22 protein-coding genes and 1 tRNA gene are annotated in these 23,236 nt (G+C 62.4%); 11 read left to right on the forward strand and 12 right to left on the reverse strand.

Going from position 1 to position 23,236, the window contains the following annotated elements:
• Positions 1-156: 156 nt before the first annotated feature.
• The 5 genes from AABA34_RS01065 to AABA34_RS01085 all read left to right on the forward strand — a co-directional run bounded on the left by AABA34_RS01065 (position 157) and on the right by AABA34_RS01085 (position 3,486).
• Positions 157-825, forward strand: coding sequence for an energy transducer TonB (locus AABA34_RS01065; RefSeq protein WP_034956768.1), 669 nt, complete (start codon positions 157-159; stop codon positions 823-825).
• Between the two features lie 73 nt (positions 826-898).
• On the forward strand, positions 899-1,657 hold the full coding sequence (locus tag AABA34_RS01070) for a MotA/TolQ/ExbB proton channel family protein (RefSeq protein WP_034956767.1): 759 nt from the start codon (positions 899-901) through the stop codon (positions 1,655-1,657).
• Positions 1,658-1,790: 133 nt separating this feature from the next.
• Positions 1,791-2,330, forward strand: a complete 540-nt coding sequence (locus tag AABA34_RS01075; RefSeq protein ID WP_338303516.1) for an ExbD/TolR family protein — start codon at positions 1,791-1,793, stop codon at positions 2,328-2,330.
• A gap of 43 nt (positions 2,331-2,373) precedes the next feature.
• Positions 2,374-2,811, forward strand: coding sequence for an ExbD/TolR family protein (locus tag AABA34_RS01080; protein WP_034956766.1), 438 nt, complete (start codon positions 2,374-2,376; stop codon positions 2,809-2,811).
• 204 nt (positions 2,812-3,015) lie between these two features.
• The gene (locus AABA34_RS01085) at positions 3,016-3,486 is read left to right on the forward strand and encodes an ExbD/TolR family protein (protein WP_338303517.1); all 471 of its coding nucleotides are present in this window, start codon (positions 3,016-3,018) and stop codon (positions 3,484-3,486) included.
• A 56-nt stretch (positions 3,487-3,542) separates the two neighbouring features.
• On the opposite strand, the gene AABA34_RS01090 is transcribed toward AABA34_RS01085, so the two are convergent.
• From AABA34_RS01090 to AABA34_RS01115, 6 genes are all read right to left on the reverse strand, one after another.
• The gene (locus AABA34_RS01090; RefSeq protein WP_338303518.1) at positions 3,543-6,038 is read right to left on the reverse strand and encodes a ligase-associated DNA damage response DEXH box helicase; all 2,496 of its coding nucleotides are present in this window, start codon (positions 6,036-6,038) and stop codon (positions 3,543-3,545) included.
• A 61-nt stretch (positions 6,039-6,099) separates the two neighbouring features.
• Positions 6,100-6,990 carry a DUF2059 domain-containing protein gene (locus AABA34_RS01095; protein WP_338303519.1) on the reverse strand — a complete coding sequence of 297 codons (891 nt, stop codon included), beginning with the start codon at positions 6,988-6,990 and terminating at the stop codon, positions 6,100-6,102.
• A gap of 79 nt (positions 6,991-7,069) precedes the next feature.
• Positions 7,070-8,449, reverse strand: coding sequence for a hypothetical protein (locus AABA34_RS01100; RefSeq protein ID WP_338303520.1), 1,380 nt, complete (start codon positions 8,447-8,449; stop codon positions 7,070-7,072).
• Positions 8,439-9,869, reverse strand: a complete 1,431-nt coding sequence (gene pgmG / locus AABA34_RS01105; protein WP_338303521.1) for a phosphoglucomutase/phosphomannomutase PgmG — start codon at positions 9,867-9,869, stop codon at positions 8,439-8,441. The genes AABA34_RS01100 and pgmG overlap by 11 nt, the downstream gene beginning before the upstream one ends.
• A gap of 75 nt (positions 9,870-9,944) precedes the next feature.
• Complete coding sequence (locus tag AABA34_RS01110) at positions 9,945-10,250, reverse strand: molecular chaperone DnaJ (RefSeq protein ID WP_338303522.1); 306 nt, start codon at positions 10,248-10,250, stop codon at positions 9,945-9,947.
• Between the two features lie 3 nt (positions 10,251-10,253).
• The gene (locus tag AABA34_RS01115; protein WP_338303523.1) at positions 10,254-11,066 is read right to left on the reverse strand and encodes a division plane positioning ATPase MipZ; all 813 of its coding nucleotides are present in this window, start codon (positions 11,064-11,066) and stop codon (positions 10,254-10,256) included.
• Positions 11,067-11,197: 131 nt separating this feature from the next.
• Here AABA34_RS01115 and panC point away from each other — a divergent pair, with 131 nt between their 5' ends.
• From panC to AABA34_RS01145, 6 genes are all read left to right on the forward strand, one after another.
• Entirely contained in the window at positions 11,198-12,052 is an 855-nt protein-coding gene (gene panC / locus AABA34_RS01120) for a pantoate--beta-alanine ligase (RefSeq protein WP_338303524.1), read from the forward strand.
• A 22-nt stretch (positions 12,053-12,074) separates the two neighbouring features.
• On the forward strand, positions 12,075-13,127 hold the full coding sequence (locus AABA34_RS01125; RefSeq protein WP_034956757.1) for a DUF475 domain-containing protein: 1,053 nt from the start codon (positions 12,075-12,077) through the stop codon (positions 13,125-13,127).
• Between the two features lie 41 nt (positions 13,128-13,168).
• Positions 13,169-13,242: transfer RNA gene (locus tag AABA34_RS01130), tRNA-Gly, on the forward strand.
• 183 nt (positions 13,243-13,425) lie between these two features.
• Positions 13,426-14,343: a sulfate adenylyltransferase subunit CysD gene (gene cysD, locus AABA34_RS01135; RefSeq protein WP_338304768.1), complete on the forward strand. Its 918-nt coding sequence runs from the start codon at positions 13,426-13,428 to the stop codon at positions 14,341-14,343.
• A complete protein-coding gene (gene cysN / locus AABA34_RS01140; RefSeq protein ID WP_338303525.1) occupies positions 14,343-16,256 on the forward strand; it encodes a sulfate adenylyltransferase subunit CysN in 1,914 nt (637 codons plus the stop codon). Before cysD ends, cysN begins: the two co-directional genes overlap by 1 nt.
• Positions 16,253-17,002, forward strand: a complete 750-nt coding sequence (locus AABA34_RS01145) for a 3'(2'),5'-bisphosphate nucleotidase CysQ (RefSeq protein ID WP_338303526.1) — start codon at positions 16,253-16,255, stop codon at positions 17,000-17,002. Before cysN ends, AABA34_RS01145 begins: the two co-directional genes overlap by 4 nt.
• On the opposite strand, the gene AABA34_RS01150 is transcribed toward AABA34_RS01145, so the two are convergent.
• The 6 genes from AABA34_RS01150 to petA form a co-directional block, all read right to left on the reverse strand.
• On the reverse strand, positions 16,979-17,578 hold the full coding sequence (locus AABA34_RS01150; protein ID WP_338303527.1) for an OmpA family protein: 600 nt from the start codon (positions 17,576-17,578) through the stop codon (positions 16,979-16,981). The two genes, AABA34_RS01145 and AABA34_RS01150, sit on opposite strands and share 24 nt — an antisense overlap.
• A gap of 29 nt (positions 17,579-17,607) precedes the next feature.
• Positions 17,608-19,503, reverse strand: coding sequence for a cation:proton antiporter (locus AABA34_RS01155; protein WP_338303528.1), 1,896 nt, complete (start codon positions 19,501-19,503; stop codon positions 17,608-17,610).
• Positions 19,504-19,563: 60 nt separating this feature from the next.
• Positions 19,564-20,100, reverse strand: a complete 537-nt coding sequence (locus AABA34_RS01160; protein ID WP_338304769.1) for an adenine phosphoribosyltransferase — start codon at positions 20,098-20,100, stop codon at positions 19,564-19,566.
• A gap of 121 nt (positions 20,101-20,221) precedes the next feature.
• Entirely contained in the window at positions 20,222-21,046 is an 825-nt protein-coding gene (locus AABA34_RS01165; RefSeq protein ID WP_034956747.1) for a cytochrome c1, read from the reverse strand.
• A 50-nt stretch (positions 21,047-21,096) separates the two neighbouring features.
• Complete coding sequence (locus AABA34_RS01170; RefSeq protein WP_034956745.1) at positions 21,097-22,458, reverse strand: cytochrome b; 1,362 nt, start codon at positions 22,456-22,458, stop codon at positions 21,097-21,099.
• A 62-nt stretch (positions 22,459-22,520) separates the two neighbouring features.
• Entirely contained in the window at positions 22,521-23,057 is a 537-nt protein-coding gene (gene petA / locus AABA34_RS01175; protein ID WP_338303529.1) for a ubiquinol-cytochrome c reductase iron-sulfur subunit, read from the reverse strand.
• Between the last annotated feature and the right edge of the window lie 179 nt (positions 23,058-23,236).

Below are 23,236 nucleotides of genomic sequence, written 5' to 3' on the forward strand. Positions count from 1 at the left end.
ACAATCGAGAACCGGGTGGGAGATCAAGATTCTGGGATTCACGGACCCGGGTCTAACTCAGCGCTTCTGAGCGAATCGGGGGTTCTGGATTGACCTGTGCCGTGAAGATTTGTGTCGGGCATCCGCCTGACTTTGTTATGGAGAGAAAGCGACTGGATGGCCTACGCTGACCAACAAATGAATGGGAGTAAGGTAACTTCCATTATCATCGTGGCGTTGATCCATGTGCTGATCGGGTATCTGCTCATCTCCGGCCTGGCCATTTCGGCCGTGAAACAGGTCGTTGAGCGGGTTACCACGGTCGACATTGAGGAACCCCCGCCCCCTGAGGAACCGGACGAGCCGCCGCCCGAGCAGCCGCAGGAAGTGGCACCGCCACCCCCGGTAGCTCCGCCGCCGCCGATCAATATCGCGCCGGCACCGCCGCCGATCCAGACGCAGCCGACGATTCCGCCGCCTGCTCCGCCGGCATTGCGGATTCCGCCGCCCGCCCCCGTTGCGCCGCCCGCGCCGCCCCCGCCGCCGTCACAGGCCCGTGGAGCGAGCACCCGCGACGAACGCCGCTGGGCTGCGCGCATCCAGGAAAACTATCCCTCGCGCGCTCTGCGTGAGGAAATCGAAGGCACCGTTGGCGTTCGCGTCACCGTGACACCCGAAGGCCGCGCAGCCAACTGCCAGGTCACCGGATCGAGCGGATCGAGCATTCTTGACCAGGCCGCATGCGCCGGGATGGAACGCTATGCCCGTTTCAATCCGGCGCTTGATGCAGCCGGCAATCCGACGACGGGCTCGTACTCGACGCGTATCACCTATCGATTGAACTGACGAAACAACTGGGCGGCCGGCTCGGGGATGGGTCGGCAGCCTTGGGGACACTTTTTCAAGAGGACTACTCGCAATGAACCTTACCTATATTCTGGCAGCTGCTGCAGATGCCGAAGCGCCGGTCAACGAATTCGGCTTCATGAAGGCAATGGAAGAAGGCGGCCCGGTCGCCTGGTCGATCCTTGCCGTGATGATCATCATGTCGGTTGGCTCGTTCTACATCCTGTTCACCAAGCTGTTCGAACAGAACAAGGTGATGAAGCAATACCAGACCGTGCGTGGCACCTTCTGGCGCGCAGCCAGCCTCAAGGAAGGCGCTGCCAAGCTCGAAAAGAACAGCGCATGGCGCCAGCTCGCCGATGACGCGGTGACCGCTCAGGAGCACCACTCCAAGATGGAAGGTGCCGGCAACGAGATCCACTTCGTCGAAGAAGAACTCGCTCACTCGCAGGACACCATCAACCAGTCGCTGTCGGGCGGCCTGCCGTTCCTCGCATCGGTCGGCGCTACCGCACCGTTCATCGGTCTGCTCGGCACCGTGATCGGGATCTACCGCGCACTGATCAACATCGGCATCGAAGGTTCGGCCTCGATCGACAAGGTTGCAGGCCCCGTCGGTGAAGCACTGATCATGACCGCCATCGGTCTGCTCGTGGCTGTGCCTGCCGTGCTTGCGTTCAACTGGCTGCAGTCGCGCAACCGTCGCATCAACGCCCTGATGACCGACTTTGCCAACGACATCGTGACCTTCATCGGTTCGAACGGTGCGGTGAAGCCGGCTGTGCCTGCTGCTCCGGCTGCCAAGCCCGCCGCAGCCGCTGCGAAGAAGTAAGAACCACAAGGCTGCCGGGGGCGGGTAATCCCCGTCCCCGCCGGCCCTTCGGGTTCACACATTCAGGACGGCGCAACAAAAACCGCGCCGACTTTGCAAGCAACGCTCTGTTTGAGCAGATAGGGAATTCACAATGGCGATTTCGATGGGAGGCGGGGGCGAGACCCCGATGTCCGACATCAACACCACGCCGCTGGTGGACGTGATGCTGGTGCTCCTGATCATCTTCCTCATCGCGGTTCCGGTGGCGATTCAGACGGTTGAGCAGCTGGAAATTCCGATCTTCGAATCGATCGAATCGAAAGACAAGGTCGAGAACCTTCAGCTGACCGTGACCACCACGGACGCCGAGGGCCGCACCGCGGGGGTCATCCGCAGCGGTTTCACCGGCGCGACGCGTACGGGCGAATGCCGGGTGTACTTCAACAACATCACCCCGGTTTCTTCCGAGGAACTCTATGATCGGGCCTTCAACCGGCTTGACGCCATCGTTCAGGCCTATCCGGGCGGGGCAGAGGCGATCATCGAGGATCCGGAAGCGATCCCGCAGGTCCACATCCGCGCGGACAAGGAAGCTCCGTGGCGCTGTGTCGCCGGCACCATCTATCAGGTGCAGGCTGCTGGCTATCCGACGGTTGGTTTCATTTCGAACCCGGTCGATCCGAACGGCTGATCGCCTTCATCGACCTCGTTTACGAATTTAAGGAGTAACTGACATGGGTATGTCCGGAGGCCAACTCGACGGCGAACCGATGATCGACATGAACATGACTCCGCTGATCGACGTTCTGCTCGTTCTGCTGATCATGTTCATCATCACCATCCCTGTGGCGACGCACTCGGTCGATATCGACCTGCCGCAGGGCAATCCGCCGCCAACCGAAAACATGGTCGATCCGATCAAGAACAAGCTTGTTCTGACCTCGACCGACCAGATCCTGTGGAATGGCGAAACCATCACCGACAACCAGCTCGTGACGCTGCTGCAGGAAAGCACGACCTTCGCGGTCGAGCCGGAACTGCAGTTCGAACCCGAAGCGCAAGCCAGCTACGATCTCGCCGCCAAGGTGCTGCAGATCATCAAGAGCTCGGGCGTGACCAAGTTCGGTTTCGTCGGCAACGAGAAATATCGCCAGTTCAGCTCGGGCGAATAATCGCTCGCGCCACACGGCACGAAACAAGAAGGCGCTGCGGGAAACCGCGGCGCCTTTTTTGTTGGGCGAAAGCGACATGGGCTTGAATGCACCCACCCGGATCAGTCTCGATTAGGCACCTATCGCAATTTGTTATAACATCACGTCACCGGGCCGGCTGAACCCTACCCTGTGCCGGCCCGGCAACCTGTGAGGAGATGTCTGATGATCCACGCAACCAACGCCCGCCGCAGCCGCTTCGCCGAAGCCTATGACCGTCGCAACCGCCGCCATCGCAGCGGGGCCATGGGAGAGATGAACGTCACCCCCTTCATCGATGTGCTGCTGGTGCTGCTCATCATGCTGATCATGGCGATCCCGATAAAGGTGCACGAAACCACCATCGACCTGCCCAGCAGCCAGCCTTGCCTGACCTGCACCATGAACCTCGATGAAAACACTGTCGCGATCACTGCCGAAGACCAATTGCTGTGGAACGGCGTTGCGGTCACGCGGGAACAGCTCTCTACCCAGATCAGCACCGCTGCCGCCCTGCCCGAAGAACCGCTGCTGCGATTCGAACCCGCCGCGCTGGCCAGCTACGACGCCTCGGCCCAGACCATCGTCCTGATCAAGGAGGCCGGGGCCAAACGCTTCGCCTTCATCGGCAATCACAAATACGCACAGCTCGATTGAAGCAGGGCCAGCAATAGCACAAGGGGCGGCGCGGCATTGCGCCCCCCTTGTGACGCTCAGCCATCGAGCATATCCTGATCATCCTCAAGCAGCCCCGCCTCAGGCGGGTCAATCCGCATCGCCGCACCCGCCAGGCTTTCCGTTTCCAGCAGCAGTTCGTCATCGACCGCGCCCTGCGGCACCGCTTCGCGCCCGATCATCGTCATCACCGGCACCGCCAGAGGGGACACCCGCTCCAGCTCGACATGGACGAGTTCATGCCGCGAACGCTCCAACAGGTCGGCGAGCCTGCCCACATCCGTCATCCGCGCTCGGGCATCGGCCCAGGCCGCTTCCAGAAGGACATGATCGGGCTCGAATTTCTTGAGCACGTCGTAGATCAAATCGGTCGAGAACGTCACCTGCTTGCCGGTCTTGCGCTTGCCGGGATGCTGGCGCTCGACAAGGCCGCTGATCACCGCGACTTCGCGGAAAGCGCGGCGCAGCAGATGGCTTTCGGTCACCCATTCGGTGAATTCATGCGTCAGGATGTCGGGTGACAACAACGGCGCGGGATCGTGCACCGGCTTCAGCCCCCATACGGCGAGGCAATAGTCATTGGCGACAAACCCGCCGGGCATCAGCCCCAGCGACTCCATCCGCCGGGTTATCAGCATGCCGAGGCTCTGGTTCGCATTCCACCCTTCGAAAGTGTAATAGGCGGTGTAATGCTTGCCGTGATGCGGGAAGCTTTCGACCAGCAATTCGCCAGGTTTGGGCAGGCGGCTGCGATAATCCTGCACCTCCAGCCATTCGCGCACGTCGTCGGGGAAACGCCCCCAGCCCGCACGATCGTCCAGCATGGCCTGAACCCGCGTCGCCAGATGGGTGGTGAGCGGCAGCCGCAGCCCGCCATAGGAAGGGATGGTCGCGGATTTCTTCGCCGCGCGCACCACCACGTCCATGTCCTTCACGCCTTCGACCTCAAGGCTCATCCCGGCGAAGAAAAAGGTGTCGCCCGTCGATAGCTGCGCGGCAAAGCGTTCCTCCACCTTGCCCAGCTTGCGCCCGTTCCTGAAGCGGACGGTGAGCATTTCGGAATCGACGATGATCCCGGCGTTCATCCGGTGGCGCTGCGCCTGGTTGGGATGGGCAAGCCGCCAGACGCCCGATTTGTCGCGTACGATCCGCTTGAACTTGTCATAGGCGCGCAGGGCATATCCGCCGTTCTCGACAAAGGAGAGCACGCGGCTGAAGGTTGCTTCGTCGAGCCATGCATAGGGCAGCGCGCTGCGTATTTCGCCCAGCAGTTCGGCTTCGTGAAACGGCTCTGCGCAGGCGCAGGCCATCACATGCTGTGCCAGCACGTCGAGCCCACCGGGGCGGAAATCCTCGCCGTCGCGTTGTCCTTCGTCGACCGCGTCCTTGGCCGCCATCGCTTCGAGAAATTCAAACCGGTTGCCCGGCACCAGCAGAGCGCGGCTGGGGGTGTCGAGCCGGTGGCCCGCGCGCCCGATGCGCTGAAGCAGACGCGACGACCCCTTGGGCGCGCCCATCTGCACCACCAGATCGATATCGCCCCAATCGATGCCCAGATCGAGGCTGGCGGTGCACACCAGCGCGCGCAATTCGCCGCGCGCCATCGCTTCTTCAACCCGTCGCCGCGCCTCGGTCGAAAGGCTGCCGTGGTGCACGCCGATCGGCAGCTTGTCCTCGTTCACATCCCACAGGCACTGGAAGATGAATTCGGCGAGAAAGCGCGTGTTGGTGAAGACCAGCGTGGTGCGGTTTTCGCGGATGGCCTGATACAGCTGATCCACCGCCCAGCGCCCGGCATGGCCGCCCCATGGCACGCGCTCTTCCACCGGAAGCAGGATTTCGACCTCGGGCTCCGCACCTTTCTCGCCCAGCACCAGATCGGCGGCGGCGATTTCTCCGGTGCAATCGGCAGGTTGCGGGCAGAGCCATTCCTGAAAGTCGAGCGGATTGGCGAGCGTTGCCGACAGCGCGGCCCGGCGCGCATCGGGGGCGATACGGTTCAACCGGGCGAGCGACAGCGCCAACAGATCGCCGCGCTTCTGGCTGGCAAAGGCGTGTATCTCGTCGATCACGATCCGCTTCAGCCCCGCGAACAGGTCGGCGCTTTCGGGATAGGACAGCAGCAGCGAAAGGCTTTCGGGCGTGGTCAAAAGGACGTGCGGCGGCCTTTCGCGCTGGCGCTTCTTGCGGTCCGAAGGCGTGTCTCCACTGCGCGTTTCAACCCGGATGGGCAGGCCGATTTCCTCGATTGGGGTCAGCAGGTTGCGCTTCACATCCTGCGCCAGCGCCTTCAATGGCGAAACATAGAGTGTGTGCAGCCCCTCCCCCGGTGTCACCCCGCTCGATGGGGCGAAATCACACAGCGTTGGGAGGAACCCGGCCAGCGTCTTTCCCGCGCCCGTATCCGCGACCAGCAATGCATCGCGCCCCTCTCGCGCCTTGGCCAGCATCTCGAGCTGGTGCCGCCGCACGCGCCAGCCGCGCGCGTCGAACCAGCTCTGGATTTCAGCAGGAATGGAAAGGGGGGCGCTCACCAGTCAGGTGATGGCAATCGCCACCGCCCACCGCAAGGGCGGCTGGACCTATCACTCCCAATTAGCCTTCGGGCTCGATCAGTTCCTCGAACTCGGTTTCCTCAGCCGCAGCCTCTTCCGCCCAGTTTTCGTCCTCCGCCCATTCCCCAGGAGTGAGAGCCGCGCGGATTTCGGCATCGGTGAAGCCGGTTGCGGCTATCACCCGCTCGCGCTCGGCCGGGCTGAGATCGTCATAGCTGCGCACCGGGGGCAGATCGGCCGTCGCAGCGGCCACCTGTGCCTCGATATCGCCCATCGCCTCCATCATGGCGGGCAGTGCCTCCATGCTCGCCCCCATCATGCGCGGATCGCTCGCCATGGCGAAGCTTTCGCGGGCATATTTGGCGCCGGTTTCGGTGCCGAAGAAAGCCGCGATATCGGCCAGCTCACTATCGGTGAAGCGCATGGCATAGGCTTCGGCCAAGGCTTTGCGCAGGCCCGGCTCCATCAGGGTAAGCATCTGCCGCATCATTTCGGGGAAGACCGCGAATTCACGCTCCTGCCGTTCGGCCCATGCCGGGTCGAACAGGCTGGCGAGCGCGGCGGAATCCTCCTCCGACAGGTCGATTTCGAACGGGCTGACGCCGATATTGCGCGCCAGCGTCGACTTGGCCTGCGAACCGCCGAACTGCATCATCGGACGGACGATATCGTCGATCATCTTGCCCATGATATCGCCCATCGTCCCTTCGGGGATCATCAGAGCGACAATCCGCTGCGCGGCGGGCAGGCGCGCTTCCTGCTCAGGCGTCAGGGGTTCCTTGGGAAACAGCGTGCCGAGCGCGCCCATGACCTGTTCCAGCTCCGCTTTCGACGCGGCGAGATCGTCCGTGTCATCCTGAGCCAAGGCAGGCGCAGCCATGGCCAGCGCAAATCCGGCGGTGGCTGCAAACAGGGTGCGCTTGATCGACATCTGCGGTTCCTCACTCTTTTTTGTTTTGCCGGACTATGCCCTGCCAATGGTTACGATTCCACCCGCCTGAGGCCTGACCCTAGAACGTGGCAAGCATCGCGGGCGTCACATCCTCGCGGCGGTCGAGCATCGCCTGCAGCAGCGCGATCTGCGCCGAGCATTCGCTGGGGCCGTCATCGCCGGACAGCCATTCACGCAATTCGTCAGGCTCCACCTCATACCGCGCCGCCGCCGCAGCGAACGCCCAGTCCGGCGGGGCAACATCATCGACCGGTACCGGCGCAGCGGCAAAACCGCCCGTTCGCAGCAGGCCCATGGCGACGCTTTGTTCGAACCGCCGCCAGTCTTCGCGCATTTCCGGCATGTCAGCACCGAAATTGGCGGTGGTGACTTCGGTGCAGGCGTCCGCACCCGCCTCCTGCGCGGTGGTGAGCCAGGCAAGACGCAGTTCGGCAATCGCCAATGCCTGTTCGGACGTCGCGGAGGAGCGCGCGGCGAGCATGCGTTGGCGTAGATAGGCCCTTGCCTGCGCAAAATCGCCGGGCTGCGCAGAAACCCGCTTGAGCAGCTCCGGCGTAAGCGCGCCATCGGCGGAAACCAGCCCGACATAATCGAGGCTGGCGCCGAACAATTCGTCGATCATCGCCTCGACCTGATCGGGATCGATCCGGCCCGGCGCAGGCCCTGTCTCGACCGGCCGGGCCGGACGCTCGACCACGGGATAATCGCCCGTCCGCTCCGCCCGATCATCATCGCCGCTGCACATGGCGACCAAAAGGACAAGGCCGAGAAAGCCCCAGTGCCAGTTGTTGCGCAGCAGGGCCCACTCGTCTGACAAGGACAGCGTTACCTGTGTGTCCTGTCCGGCAGCGGTCGGAAGCAAGGCATCGCGCTCGGCCTCGGGCACATATCGGCCCGCGTGCCTCCATTCCGGGTCAGGATCGGGATCAAGCCCTATGGCTTCCTCGCGCCGATCAAGCGGAGGGGGATCATAGGTGACCTTGTAGCCGCCGCCATGTTGCCAGGGGGACGCGCGTTCCGGCTCCGGCTCCGGCTCCGGCTCCGGTTCCGGTTCCGGTTCCGGTTCAGGTTCGGGTTCGGGTTCGGGTTCGGGTTCGGGTTCGGGTTCGGGTTCGGGTTCGGGTTCGGGTTCGGGGGGCGCCTCTTCCAAGGGTGCAGGCGTGTCAATCGGGGCGGATACGACCGGTTCCCGCGGCGGCACGGTTGCGCGCGATAGAGGCGGCTCCGCCTCGGTCTGGCCCTGTTCCCGGCGCATGGCGGCGGCGAGGAACAGCGCCTTCTCGCGCGCCTCTGTCAGTTCGGCAAAGGCGGAAATGCGCATTGCCTGCGCGTCGAGATCCGCCCGGCGCGCCGTGTAGGCGGCGTGGATCGTGTCCCTGTCTGTCGTCTCGGCAATGCCGAGTGCCGACCAAGGCCAGTTGTCAGACCTAGTGCCCAACGCTCTCCCCGCGTTCGAGGCCCGACAGCGCCAGCTGCTCGTCGATCTGCGCGATCAGCCGCTCCAGACCTTCCTCGCTGTCGCTTTCGGCGCGGGCGACGAGCACGTCCTGCGTGTTCGAAGCGCGCAGCAGCCACCAGCCGTCCGCCGTGTTCACGCGGACGCCGTCGGTCGCATTGACGCTTTCGACCTCGGGGCCGGGATTGGTCGTCAGTCGCTCGGTCACTTCGGCGATGGCGGGGAACTTGCGCACCTCGTCCACCTGGAAACGCATTTCGGGAGTGTTGAGCATGGCGGGCATGGCGCTGCGCAGCTGTGTCACCGACTTGCCCAGCCGTGCCGACGCAGCAAGCAGCCGCACCCCGGCATAAAGCGCATCATCAAAGCCGTAGTAATCATCGGCGAAAAAGACGTGCCCGCTCATTTCGCCGGCCAGTGGCGAACCTGTTTCCTTCATTTTGGACTTGATCAGCGAATGGCCGGTCTTCCACATCAGCGGCTCCCCGCCATGGGCCGCGACGTGATCGAACAGCGCGCGGCTGGCCTTCACATCGGCGATAACCGTGGCTCCTTGGTGGGTTTTCAGCACGTCTTCGGCATAGATCATCAGCAATTGATCGCCCCAGATCACACGACCTTCGCCATCGATTGCCCCGATCCTGTCGCCATCGCCATCAAAAGCCACTCCAAAATCGAGGTTCTTTGCCGCGACGAGAGCCCGCAAGTCCGCCAGATTGGCTTCAACAGTCGGATCAGGATGGTGATTGGGAAAATGTCCATCGACATCGGTGAAAAGCAGGTGATGCTCCCCCGGAAGCCGCGCGGCCAGCGCCTCCAGAGCGGGTCCGGCGGCGCCATTGCCCGCGTCCCAACCGACGCGGAGGCCGGACAGGGCCTCTGCGGGGACGCCGGCCAATCCTTCGAGCAGGCGCTCGACATACTCGCCCAGGATGTCGCGCGAGCTGACGCTGCCCGTCCCGTCAGTCCAGTCCCCGCGTGCTGCCAGTTCCCCGAGCTTCTGGATGTCCGCCCCAAAGAACGGTCGCCCCTGAAATACCATTTTGAAGCCATTGTAATTGGGGGGATTGTGGCTGCCAGTTATCTGAATGCCGCCCTGTACATCTTCGGATGATGCCTCGGCGTAATACAGCATCGGGGTCGCCCCCAGCCCGATCTTGACGACATTGCAGCCGCTCGCGGTAAGCCCTTCGACCAGCGCGTGTTCCAGCATGGGTGAGCTCATCCGCCCGTCATAACCAACGGCCACGGTCGGCGCCGGTCCGTCTTCCCCTTCCGCCCGGCGCAGCAGCGAACCAAAGCTGCGCCCGATTGCCCGCGCATCGTCCGCGCCCAGCGTTTCACCAATGATCCCGCGAATGTCGTATTCGCGCAGCACGGTGGGGTGGAATTGGTGAGCCATGATCGGAGAAGTCCCTGTTGTACTGTTTGGTCTATGCCGATCACCTTAAGCGCAAATATGTTAAACTTGCGACGGTTAATCCGATTTTTGGCCGTCCTCGCGATCAGGCAATTCCGCAAGCAGCAGATCGCGCGCGTCGTTGGCGTCGTGGACCTGTTTCGACGATCCGCCTTTATCGGGATGCACCACGGCAATCAGGCGTTTGTGCGCGGCGAGGATCTGTTCGCGGCTGGCGCCTTCATCCACGCGCAGCAGCTTGCGCGCGTTCAGCACCGCCTGCCCGCGCGTCGGCTTTGAGGTCAGATAGCTCCACGGCCACTCGCCCATGGCCCAGCGGAACATCACGCAGATCAGCGCAAGGATGATCGCATATTTGAGCATGGATCAGGCCAGCTCCAGCGAGGCTTGCGCCTTGGCGAATTCGGGCAGCTTCAATGCCTTGAGCAGGGCGCGCAATTCCTGCCGTGCGACCAGATGGCTGGTGCCCAGATCGCCCAGATGCCCCTTGTCGAGCAGGGTCAGGCCGGAGGGGAACAGCTCACGATAGATCACGCGTTCGGACAGGCCGTGAACCACGCGAAAGCCCACACGCTTGGACATTTCGTTCAGCGCCTTTTCGATACGCGCCATATTACGCGCCTCGGTGTAGCCGGTGCGGTTGCGCACCACGATCCAGTCCATCTCGGGGCGCTTTTCCGCAATCGTCGCACGGCTTCGCTTCATCCGGGCTTCCCAGATCAGTTCGGCAAAGAACGAGAGCTTCTTCACCTTGAAACTTTCCGCATCGACCTGCCCGATCAGGTCGAAATCGACGAAGCTGTCGTTCATCGGCGTCACCAGCGTATCGGCATTCTCCACCGCGCAGCGCGCCAGCGGATCGTCGCGACCCGGGTTGTCGATGATCAGAAAATCGCAATCCTGCTCCAGCCGCCGGATCGTCTGCAGCAGGGCAGTTTCATCACCGTCTCTGAACACCTCGCAGGCAGGCGTCGGCAGCTCGATCCCGCGCCGTTGCATCGTGTGGAACCGGTTTTCCATGTAGCGATGCGACGTGCGTTGGCGCGGATCGAGGTCCAGCATGGTCACATGCGCCCCCATATAGGACAGCGCCACCGCGACATGCACCGCCGTGGTCGATTTGCCGGTGCCGCCCTTTTCATTGGCAAAAACAATACGGTGGGCGGGCATGCGGGTCATCCTGGCTGGCCTTCCATGAACGGCGGAACGACGGCATTGCACCGCCATTCCCGAGAGGGTTTGAGCGCGGCGCCGCAAGCGGCTAATGCGCGGGGAATTGTTCCGCCAATCGTATCCGAGGGGAAATCTCCGTGCAAACCGCGCATGCACTCGATGTGTTGAGAACGCAGGTTGATCGCCTGCGCACAGGCGGGGCAACCATCGGACTTGTGCCGACCATGGGCGCGCTTCACCAGGGGCACCTCACGCTGGTCCGGCGCGCGCGCGAGGCCTGCGATCACGTGGTCGCCTCGATCTTCGTCAACCCGACCCAGTTCGGCCCCAATGAGGATCTCGACGCTTATCCGCGCCAGCTGGCGGAGGATGCGGCGATGCTGGAGGCGGAAGGTTGCGCGCTGCTGTGGGCACCCAGTGTCGAGGAAATGTATCCGGACGGGTTCGTGACCAATGTCTCGGTGCGCGAGGTCAGCGAAGGGCTGTGCGGCGCGGCCCGGCCCGGCCATTTCGACGGGGTGGCAACGGTGGTGTGCAAGCTGTTCAATCAGGTCCGCCCCGACATGGCATTCTTCGGCGAAAAGGATTTCCAGCAGCTCGCCGTGATTCGGGCGATGGCGCGGGATCTTGACCTGACACAGCCGCATGTCCTTTCGATCATCGGCGTGCCCACCGTGCGCGAGGCTGACGGTTTGGCCATGTCGAGCCGCAATCGCTATCTCTCGGCCGAAAACAGAGCCGCCGCTGCCGCGCTGCCACAAGCCATGAAGCAAGCGATCGCGGCGATCGAAGGCGGCGGGGAAGTCGGCGCTGCGCTCGCCGAACTGCAATCGCAACTGCTGGGCGCGGGGTTTGCCAGCGTCGACTACGCCACTCTGGCCGATGCCACTTCGCTGCGTCCACTCACCGCATTTTCTGGCGCAGCGGCGCGCTTGCTGGTAGCTGCGCGGGTTGGCGGGACGCGGCTGATCGACAACATGGCGGTCGGCTGACGGGCGCGAAGGGATACATTCGATGTTGAAGCATTTCTGGGGCTCGCTCCTGTTCTCCGCCGTCTGCCTTGCGCTGGGCGGCTATTACGGCTGGGTGCTGCACGGCACGATCGACGGGATGCTGGGCATCTTGTGGATCTGCGCGGTTCTGGCGGTGCTGGAGGTGTCGCTATCCTTCGACAACGCGGCGGTGAATGCCTCGATTCTCAAGGACATGGACCCGGTCTGGCAGCAGCGGTTCCTGACCTGGGGTATTGCGATTGCGGTGTTCGGGATGCGGATCGTGTTCCCGCTGGTTATTGTCATGGTCGCCGCCGGGATCGGGCCGATAGAGGCCATCGAACTCGCGCTCAGCAAGCCGGCCGAATATCAGCGCATCGTCAGCGACGCGCATATCGGGCTGATGGGCTTTGGCGGGGCGTTCCTCGGCATGGTCGGCCTCAAATTCTTCTTCGATTCGGACAAGCATTTGAACTGGATCGAAGCGATCGAGCGCCCGCTTGCCCGCGTGGCCGATATCGAGGCGATTTCGATCGGGCTGGTTCTGGCCGGAACCTGGGCCACGGCAACCATGCTTTCGGATGCCGACGCGCTGACCTTCATCATCGCGGCCATCGGCGGGATCCTGACCTATCTTGCGGTCGAGATCGTCAATCACGTGCTCGAACCGCCCACGCCTTCCTCCGGCGACGTGGCAAAGGCCGGGTTCGGCGCGTTCCTTTATCTCGAAGTGCTCGACGCCAGCTTCTCGTTTGACGGGGTGATCGGCGCCTTCGCGCTGACGAACAATCTGATCATCATCGCCATCGGGCTGGGCATCGGGGCGATGTTCGTGCGTTCGATGACGATCTTCCTCGTGCGGCAGGGGACGATGTCGGAATACCGCTATCTCGAACATGGCGCCTTCTACGCGATCCTCGCGCTTTCGGTGATCATGTACATCAACACCTTCGCGCATATTCCCGAAGTCATCACCGGGCTGATCGGGGCGGTGCTGATCGGGCTGGCGTTCTGGTCGTCGGTGCGTTCCAACCGCGCCGATGCCAGGAATGCGCAAGGCGAAGCGTCTGCTTGACGCAAGACCGATTTTGATGGCAATGGGCCTCGCATGAGCGGGCGGGTATAGCATAGTGGTAATGCTCTAGCCTTCCAAGCTAGCTAGAGGGGTTCGATTCCCCTTACCCGCTCCAGAATTTCAGACTTAGGCTCGTCTATGCTCGCAGCCGTCGCCACCCGCTCCCTCCACCCTTCCACCCGGATTATCACGCCGGGTTAACATCCGGGTGGAAGGGTGGAGGGAGCGGGTGGCCTGGGACGCAGATCAAAGTTGCCCCCCCACAACCAAAACTTTGTGTTGTTCGCAGGATTCGTGCATTAGCTGGCGGGCCATGCGAAAACTGACCCATCTCGAACGGCTCGAAGCCGAAAGCATCCATATCTTCCGCGAAGTCGTGGCCGAGGCTGAAAACCCGGTTATGCTGTATTCGGTGGGCAAGGATTCCTCGGTGATGCTGCATCTGGCGCGCAAGGCGTTTCACCCCGCGCCGCCGCCCTTCCCGATGCTCCACGTGGCGAGCGGCTGGGACTTTGCAGACCTGCTGGCTCATCGTGACAAGACGGTGCGCGAATACGGGCTTGAGCTGATCATCGCCCAGAACGAGGATGCCGAGGAGCAGGGGATAAACCCCTTCGACACCGGCAGCGCGCTTTATTCGCAGGCGCAGCTTACCGATCCGCTCAAGCGCGCCCTGACCCAGTATGGCTTTGACGCGGCATTCGGTGGCGGGCGGCGCGACGAGGAAAAGGCCCGCGCCAAGGAACGCGTCTTCAGCTTTCGCACCGTCGCCCACCGCTGGGACCCGAAGAACCAGCGCCCGGAGCTGTGGAACCTCTACAACGCGAAAAAGAACAAGGGTGAAAGCATCCGCGTCTTCCCGCTGTCCAACTGGACCGAGCTCGACATCTGGCAATATATCGCGCTCGAAAAGATCGACATCGTGCCGCTCTATTTCTCCGCCCCGCGCCCCACAGTGGAGCGCGACGGCATGGTGCTGGTGGTGGATGATGACCGCTTCCGGCTGGATGATGGCGAGAAGCCGGTGACCCGTTCGGTGCGCTTTCGCACGCTCGGCTGCTACCCGCTTACCGGCGCCACGCTAAGCGAGGCGACCGACATGAACGCCATCATCCAGGAAATGCTGCTCGCCACCGGGTCCGAACGCCAGGGCCGCGCCATCGACAAGGGGCAGTCGGCCAGCATGGAAGACAAGAAGCAGGAGGGGTATTTCTGATGACCAACACCCCTTCTTTCCAAACCGACGCCCTGATCGCCGAGGATATCGATGCCTATCTCGACGCGCATCAGCACAAGAGCCTCTTGCGCTTCATCACCTGCGGCAGCGTGGATGACGGCAAATCGACCCTGATCGGGCGGTTGCTCTACGATTCGAAGATGATCTTCGAAGACCAGCTGGCCGCGCTGGAAAGCGACAGCGCAAAGCACGGGACGCAGGGCGACCAGATCGACTTCGCCCTGCTGGTCGATGGCCTTGCGGCGGAGCGCGAGCAGGGCATCACGATCGATGTCGCCTATCGCTTCTTCACGACCGAGAAGCGCAAGTTCATCGTCGCCGATACGCCGGGGCATGAACAATACACGCGCAACATGGTTACGGGCGCTTCGACCGCCGATCTGGCCGTGATCCTGATCGATGCGCGCAAGGGGGTGTTGCAGCAGACACGGCGACATTCCTACCTCGTCCACCTGCTCGGCATCCGGCATCTGGTGCTGGCGGTGAACAAGATGGATCTGGTCGGTTACGATCAGGCGACCTTCGATGCGATTGTCGCCGATTACGCCGCTTTCGCTGCGGAAGTCGGGATCGAAAGCTTCACCGCAATCCCGATTTCGGGGTTCAAGGGCGACAACATCACCCTCGCTCCCTCTGCCCAGACGCCGTGGTATGATGGCCCGTCTCTCATCCACCACCTCGAAACCGTCGAAGTCGCGAACACCGCTGCGCAGGAACGCGCGTTTCGCATGCCGGTGCAATGGGTGAACCGCCCCAATCTCGATTTCCGGGGCTTTGCCGGCCAGATCGCCAGCGGAACGATCCGTCCGGGCGATCCGGTGCGGATCGTTCCGGCGGGAAAGACCAGCACGGTCAAATCGATCTCCACCTTTGACGGTGATCTGGAAGAGGCGGTGGCGGGCCAGTCGGTCACGCTGACGCTGGCTGACGAAGTCGATTGTTCGCGCGGGGACGTGATCGCGGCGGCGGGCGATCCGCCCGAAGCATCGGACCATTTCCGGGCCACCATTGTGTGGATGGATGAAACCGCGATGAAGCCCGGCCGGGGATACTGGCTCAAGATCGGCAGCCAGATGGTGACCGCGACGATCCAGCCCCCTGAATACGAGATCGACGTCAACAGCCTCGATCGGCTGGCAGCCAAGACGCTGGACTTGAACGCGATCGGCGTTGCCGAATTCTCGACCGACCGGCCGATCGTCTTCGAACCCTATGCCAGCAGCCGCCAGCTGGGCGGGTTCATTCTGATCGACAAGTTCACCAATGCCACCGTCGGCGCAGGGATGATCGAATTCGCCTTGCGCCGCGCGCAGAACGTCCATTGGCAGCCGACCACCATCACGCGCGAGGATCACGCAAATCTGAAGAACCAGAAGCCGCGCGTCCTGTGGTTCACCGGGCTTTCGGGATCGGGCAAATCGACCATCGCCAACGAGGTCGAAAAGCAGCTGGCGCTGATGAACCGCCACACCTTCCTGCTCGATGGCGACAATGTGCGGCATGGGCTCAACAAGGATCTGGGCTTTACCGAGACCGACCGGATCGAGAACATCCGCAGGATTGGCGAGGTCGCCAAGCTGATGGCGGATGCGGGGCTGATCGTGCTCACCGCCTTCATCTCGCCCTTCCGTGCGGAGCGGCAGATGGTGCGGTCGATGCTGCCGGAGGGCGAATTCATCGAAATCTTCGTCGATACCCCGCTGGAGGTGGCTGAACAGCGCGATGTGAAGGGCCTCTACAAGAAAGCGCGTTCGGGTGAGCTCAAGAACTTCACCGGGATCGACAGCCCCTATGAACCGCCCGAAGCACCGGAAATCCGGGTCAACACGGTGGATATGACCCCGCAAGAGGCTGCCGAATACATCATCAGCCAGATAATGCCGCTCAAGTGAACCTGCGTGACCTCTCCGATGCCGAACTTGCCGCCACACTGGCGGTGGAGGCCGGGCGCATCCTGAAGGATGTGCGCGAAACAAGCGGGCTTGAGGGCAAGGCGCTGGGCAAGGCGGGCGATGCCGCCGCCAACGCCTATCTGTGCGAGGCGGTCCGCGCGGCGCGGCCTGAGGACGGGCTGCTTTCCGAAGAGGAAAAGGACGACACCACGCGCTGCGCCATGAGTCGGGTGTGGATTGTCGACCCGGTTGACGGCACGCGCGAATATGGCGAGCGGCGCAGCGATTGGGCGGTGCATGTCGGGCTGGCGGTGGACGGCGTGGCCACCACCGGCGCGGTCGCGCTGCCGGGGCTGGACGACGGCGTGGTGCTGCGCAGCGATGTTGTCGAACCCTTGAAACCCGCGGCCCCCAACCCGCGCTTCCTCGTCAGCCGTACACGTCCTGCGAAAGAGGCCGTTGCCGTCGCCAAGGCCATGGGCGGCGAGTTGCTCGAAATGGGCAGCGCCGGGGCCAAAGCGATGGCCGTGGTGCGCGGGGAGGCGGAAATCTACCTGCATTCGGGCGGTCAGTACGAATGGGACAATTGCGCCCCTGTCGCCGTGGCGCAGGCGTATGGCCTGCATTGTTCGCGGATCGACGGATCACCGCTCGTCTACAATCGCGAAGACACTTACCTGCCCGACTTGCTCATCTGTCGGCCGGAATATGCGGATACGGTCTTAGGACTCGTCCGCGGGAGCTGAGATCGCCGGGATGGGGTTTTCCTTGGCCGGTAGGGCAATTTCGATCTCGACCCGGCGGTTTGCGGCACGGCCTTCTGCGTTGGGCGATCCGTCGGGCAAGGCGTTGGGCTCAACCGGGTTCTGCTCGCCGAACGCGATGATCTCGATACGGTCAGCGGCGATGCCGTTCTCCACCAGCCAGTCCCGCACTGTTTCGGCCCGCGCCCGCGAGGCGCGCAAATTGGCCGCGTCATTGCCGCCCGCATCGCTATGCCCGCGCAGGATGATCGGCCCGCCAAGGGCAATCTGTTCGGAAGCAAGCGCCGCCTGAACCTGAGCAACCGCAGCGGTATCGAGCGCGGTTCTTCCGGCAGGAAAGCCGATAGTCAGTTCCAACGGCTCAAGCTCGGGTTCGGGCTCATCCGGCTGTTCGATATCGGTCCGCAAGATCGAGATTGTCTCGCTCGCCTCTGGGGTCGGTTCGGCTTCGACATTGACTGTCGGCGCTGTGTCTTCGGGCGGTTCATCCGTCTGCGCACAGGCGCCGAGCGCGGCGATCAGAGCAAGCGTGAGAATGGGCGTTCTGGTTTTTGTCATTGCAAGCATCAGGGAATTCAACGGAATTTCTATCGGGTCCTCGGGTTGGTTTCTGGAAGGGTGCCGGATTTGGCCGCATCGCCTTTTGCACTTTCGCGGGTGGCGCGTTTATGGGCCTGTTCCTCCTGCGACTTTGGCGGAACGAAGGAGATGATCGTATCGCCCGGACGCGGTTCGGGCGTGGCTGCGTGGGTAAAGAAGCGCAGCGTCCCGTCTTCACGCACCAGCAGCAGCATGGTGGCGCTGTCGGGCAGCTTTTCGCGCGCATCGTCAAAATCGAATTCGTCCGACAGGCGGGTTTTCTTGAAGGCCCAGCCTTGGCGCTGGCGCTCGTTCACATCGGTCACGCCGAAACCGTCAGTGAACAGGGCGCGGCCGCGAATGCTTTCGGGCAAGGCGTGGCGATCATCGCCTTCGCTGTTTTCGCCAAGCTGATAGACCGAATCCCGGCCGATCTCATGCGCGAACTCGTTGCAGACGAGCGCATTGTAGGCCTCGTTATCGGTTGCCGCGACCAGCACCTGGAACGGTGACAGGTCAAGGTTGTGCTCGGTCGCCTCGTTCAGGATTTCACCGTGATAGAACGGCAGCCCCTCGCGTCGTGCCGCGCCGAGCCTTTGCCAGCTCTGATCGACGATCATCACGGGTGTCTTGATCGCCTCCATCTGCTTGGCGAGTTCGATCGTCCACGCGGTCGATCCGACGATGAGCAGGCCGGGACGGGAGGTTCCCTTCACCCCGAGCAACCGCGCAACCAGATTAACTGTGAAGCCATGCGCGATCACCGTGACCACCACCACCGCGAAACTCAGTCCGATCAGCAATTGCCCGCCTTCGATCCCGAGATCGCCCAGACGCAGGGCAAACAGGCCGGAAATGGCGACCAGCACGATTCCGCGCGGCGCGATCCACGCGACAAACAGGCGCTCGTTCCACGGGACATCGGTGCCCAGCAGGCTGATGAGTACAGTCAGCGGGCGGACTAGGAATAGTAGCGCGAGCAGGAACAGCAGCGGGCGGATGCTGGTCTGGAGATAGGTCAGCTCCTCCCATTTGAGGGAGGACGACAGCAGGATGAATATGCCGGAGACCAGCAGTACCGCGACATTCTCCTTGAACGGGTGGATCGAGCGGATGCTCGAAACATCGCGGTTGGCGAGCGTGATGCCCATCACGGTTACGGCCACCAGTCCAGCTTCATGTTCGATCTGGTTGGTCAGCACAAAAACGCCGATCACCGTGGTGAACAGCACCGGCACCTTGAGATATTCGGGGATCGCGCCGCGCGGAAAGAGATAGGCGATTGCCCGCGCCGCCGCATAGCCAACCAGACCTGCGAGGAGCGCGGCTATGATCAGCGGCGGCACAACGTCAAGCGGGGTCGCGCCGGGGTTTTCCTGTACGAAGCGGAAATATTCATAGGCGATCACCGCGCACAGCGCGCCGGTGGGATCGTTGACGATGCCTTCCCACTTCAGGATCGAATTGGGCCGCGGCTGGACATTGGCCTGCCGCAGCAGCGGGATGACCACAGTCGGCCCGGTGACGATCAGGATGCCGCCGAACAGCACCGCCACAGGCCAGACGAGCCCGGCGATATAGAACCCAGCCAGCGTGCCCAGAGCCCAGCCGATCAGCACGCCTACCGTCGCAAGCCGCATCACCGCCTTGCCCGAATGGCGCAATTCGCGCAGGTCGAGACTGAGCCCCCCTTCGAACAGGATCAGTGCGACGCCGACGCTGATCATCGGGTCAAGCAAATTGCCGAATGTGGCTTCGGGATCGATCAGGCCTGTCACGGGCCCGGCGATGAAGCCCGCTGCAAGCATCAGCACGATGGCGGGCCATCCGGTCCGCCACGCCAGCCATTGCGCCCCGATACCCAGAGCGCCCACGGCGGCGATTACAAGTGCTTGTGATGTCATATGAGTTTTTCGAAACCTTGCCTTACCTACGCGCAAGGTGCGTGCGGTGTTCCGAAAAGGTCAATCGCCTTCGAAATCCATCAGCGCCGCGACGGTGATCCCGGCATTACGCAACCGCTGCGCTCCGCCCAGATCGGGCAGGTCAATGACGAACAGCGCGTGGTCGACTTGCGCCCCTGCCTTGCGCAGCAGTTCCGCCGATGCGAACGCGGTCCCGCCGGTGGCGATGAGATCGTCCACAATCACGACTTTCTGGCCGGGCTCGACGGCGGCAGGATCCATTTCGAGCCGGTCGGTGCCGTATTCGAGCGCGTAATCGATGCCGATTGTCTCAATCGGGAGCTTGCCCGGCTTGCGCACCGGGACAAAGCCGATGCCGAGTTGCACGGCGACCGCAGCACCAAAGATGAATCCGCGCGCTTCCATCCCTGCAATCTTGTGCGCGCCTGCCGCATCGGCGAGTTCTGCAAGGTAATGAACACTCGCCGCCATGCCCTGATGATGGCCGATAAGCGTGGTGATGTCGCGAAACTGGATGCCGGGAGCGGGGAAATCCGGCACGGTGCGGATCAGCTGCTTCAATTCGTCCCGTGTCAGATTTGCAGCGCCCATTTCGTGCCCCCGTCTTGCTTTAAACGCCTGTCCCTAAAAGCATGAGCGCCCCACCATCGGCAAGCGATGATGGGGCGCAGCATGCGAATTAGCGGTTCGAAGAAGCTTATTTCTTCTTCGGCTTCATCCCTGCCCAGATCGACTTGTACGACAGGAAGCCGAGGCTCGTCGCGAAGATCAGGAAGGCAATCACGAACCAGCCGGTCTGCTTGCGCTGGATCAGCGAAGGCTCGCCCGCCCAGGTCAGGAATGCGGCAACGTCCTGCGACATCTGCTCGGTGGTCGCTTCGGTACCATCAGCATAGGTCACGATGCCATCGAGTAGCTGCGGCGGCATGGCGATGTTGATGTTGTAGAAGTACTCGTTGAAGTACAGGCCCGGCGGAGTTTCGAACTCGGGAGACTTCGCCACGTCTTCGGGATCGGGCTCGTTATAGCCCTGCATCAGCGAATAGACGTAGTGCGTGCCGTCCGGACGCGCCTTGGTGATCAGCGAAAGATCAGGCGGGTTGCCCTGGCCGAGGTAGTAGACCGGCGGAAACTGGTCGGTCGGCTCGCCTGCGCGCATTTCGATCTCACCCGATTCCGGGTTCTGGAAAGGCACCTGCCAGGTTGCGGCTTCGGCGCGCACTTCCGCATCCGAATAGCCGAGGTCCTGAAGGTTGCGGAATGCGACATACTGCAGGCTGTGGCAGGCGGCGCAGACTTCCTTGTAGACCTGATAGCCGCGCTGAAGCTGCTGCGTGTCCCACTTGCCCAGCGGGCCTTCGAACGAGAAGCCGCCTTCAGGGGCGATGTTCTTTTCCTGGAAGGCGTAATAGTCCGGCTTTTCCGGGAAGGCGAAGTTGATGGCACCCGGCAGCAGCGACCACAGCAGAAGAACGGCTGTGAGGCCCAGGCCGAAGATTATGCCTCCAAGACGAATGGTCATGACCTAACTCTTTCTCGTTATCGGGTCAGTGAAACGGATCGTGCGATAGCTTACTCAGCCGGCTGCAACGCGCCATCGGGAGCGTCGCCTTCGGGCTTGGCCGAACCGGCGGCAGCCGACGGTGCAGCGGCGTCGTCATCCTTGCCCAGCACGGCCTCGGTGATCGAGAACGGCAGCGGCTTGGGAATTTCGATCTGGCTGACGATCGGCAGGATCACCAGGAAGTGCAGGAAGTAATATGCCGTCGCGAGCTGGCTCAGCACGATGTACGGCTCTTCCGGGGTTGCACCACCGAGGTAGAACAGCGCGGCCATGCACGGCACGAGGCCGAACCAGAAGAACTTGCGGAACAGCGGGCGATAGGCGCCCGAACGAACCGGGCTCTTGTCCAGCCACGGCAGGAAGAACCAGACGAGGATCGCGGAGAACATCGCGATCACGCCCAGCAGCTTCGCCTCGATCAGGATGATGCCGGTGAACGGAATGGTCAGGTCACCGGTGAAGGCGCGCAGGATCGCGTAGAACGGATAGAAATACCATTCGGGAACGATGTGCGCCGGGGTCGACAGCGGGTTCGCTTCGATCCAGTTGTCCGGGTGGCCCAGCATGTTCGGAGCGAAGAACACGATGGTCGCAAAGAAGATCAGGAACAGGCCGAGGAACCAGCCATCCTTCGCCGTGTAATACGGGTGGAACGGCACGGTGTCGCTTTCCTTCTTCACTTCGACGCCGGTCGGGTTCGAAGATCCGGGAATGTGCAGCGACCAGATGTGCAGGATCACCACGCCCGCAATCACGAACGGCAGCAGGAAGTGCAGCGAGAAGAAGCGGTTCAGGGTCGAATCGTTCGGGGCATAGCCGCCGACGAGCCAGACCTGCAGCGGCTCACCGATGAAGGGAATCGCGCCAAACAGGCCGGTGATCACCTTCGCACCCCAGAAGCTCATCTGGCCCCACGGCAGCACGTAACCCATGAAGGCGGTGGCCATCATCAGCAGGAAGATGACAACGCCCAGCAGCCAGATCATCTCGCGCGGAGCCTTGTAGGAGGAGTAATAGAACCCGCGGAAGATGTGCAGGTAGATCACGATGAAGAAGAAGCTCGCACCGTTGGCGTGCGCGTATTTCAGCAGCCAGCCGTAGTTCACGTTGCGCATGATGTGTTCGATCGAGCCGAAGGCGACCGAGACATCGGCAGCATAATGCATCGCCAGCACGACGCCGGTGATGATCTGGAACATCAGGAAGAAACCGGCGAGAACGCCGAAGTTCCACATGTAATTGAGGTTGCGCGGCACCGGATAGCCCGCGCCCACCGCGTTGTAGACCAACCGCGGAAGCGGCAGTTTCTCGTCAATCCACTTGGTGAAAGCGGACTTCGGTTCATACTGATTTGCCCAGGCGAAACTCATAATGCTGCTCTCTTGCGATTTATCAGCGTGTAAAAACGTGGCTTATCAACAACTACGAAACGTCAGCCGACGCGGATGACTCCATCGGAAACGAATGCGAATTCGGGAACGACGAGATTGGTCGGTGCCGGGCCCTTGCGGATGCGGCCGGCCGCATCGTAGTGGGAACCGTGGCAGGGGCAGAAGTATCCGTCGAACTCGCCCTTGTCCTCGCCTTCGCCCGCGCCCAGCGGCACGCAGCCAAGGTGGGTGCAAACACCAAGCTGGACGAGAATGTCGGCATTGCCTTCGCCAAGACGATCTTCGAGCGACTGCGGATCGCGAAGGCCGGTGGCGTCCACCGACTGCACTTCGCCGATTTCCTCGGGCGACATGCGCTTCACGAACAGCGGCTGATCGCGGAAGGTCGCTTTCACCGACTGGCCCGGCTCAAGGCTCGACACGTCGACATCGGTGGTCGATGCGGCAAGCACGTCAGCCGTCGGAGCCATCTGGCTGATCAGCGGAAACAGTACCGATGCACCACCAACGCCGGCGGTGCTGATGGCTGCAACATGGATCCAGTCGCGGCGACGGATGCCCTCTGCAGTGGAAGCCATAACGTATTACCCTGCTCAACTTGACGCGGCGGGAGTGCCCGTCGCGGTTCTGGTGAAAACCTCCGGATCGATCAGCCGTGCCGGAGCCTTTAAGATTTATCCCAATTGCCACACGAACGCACTAGACGCGCATTCGATCCACAATCTGCGCGCCCTATACGGCAAATCGTGACGATTCC

The organism is Erythrobacter sp. Dej080120_24 (assembly GCF_036322605.1).
Classification (GTDB): domain Bacteria; phylum Pseudomonadota; class Alphaproteobacteria; order Sphingomonadales; family Sphingomonadaceae; genus Erythrobacter; species Erythrobacter aurantius.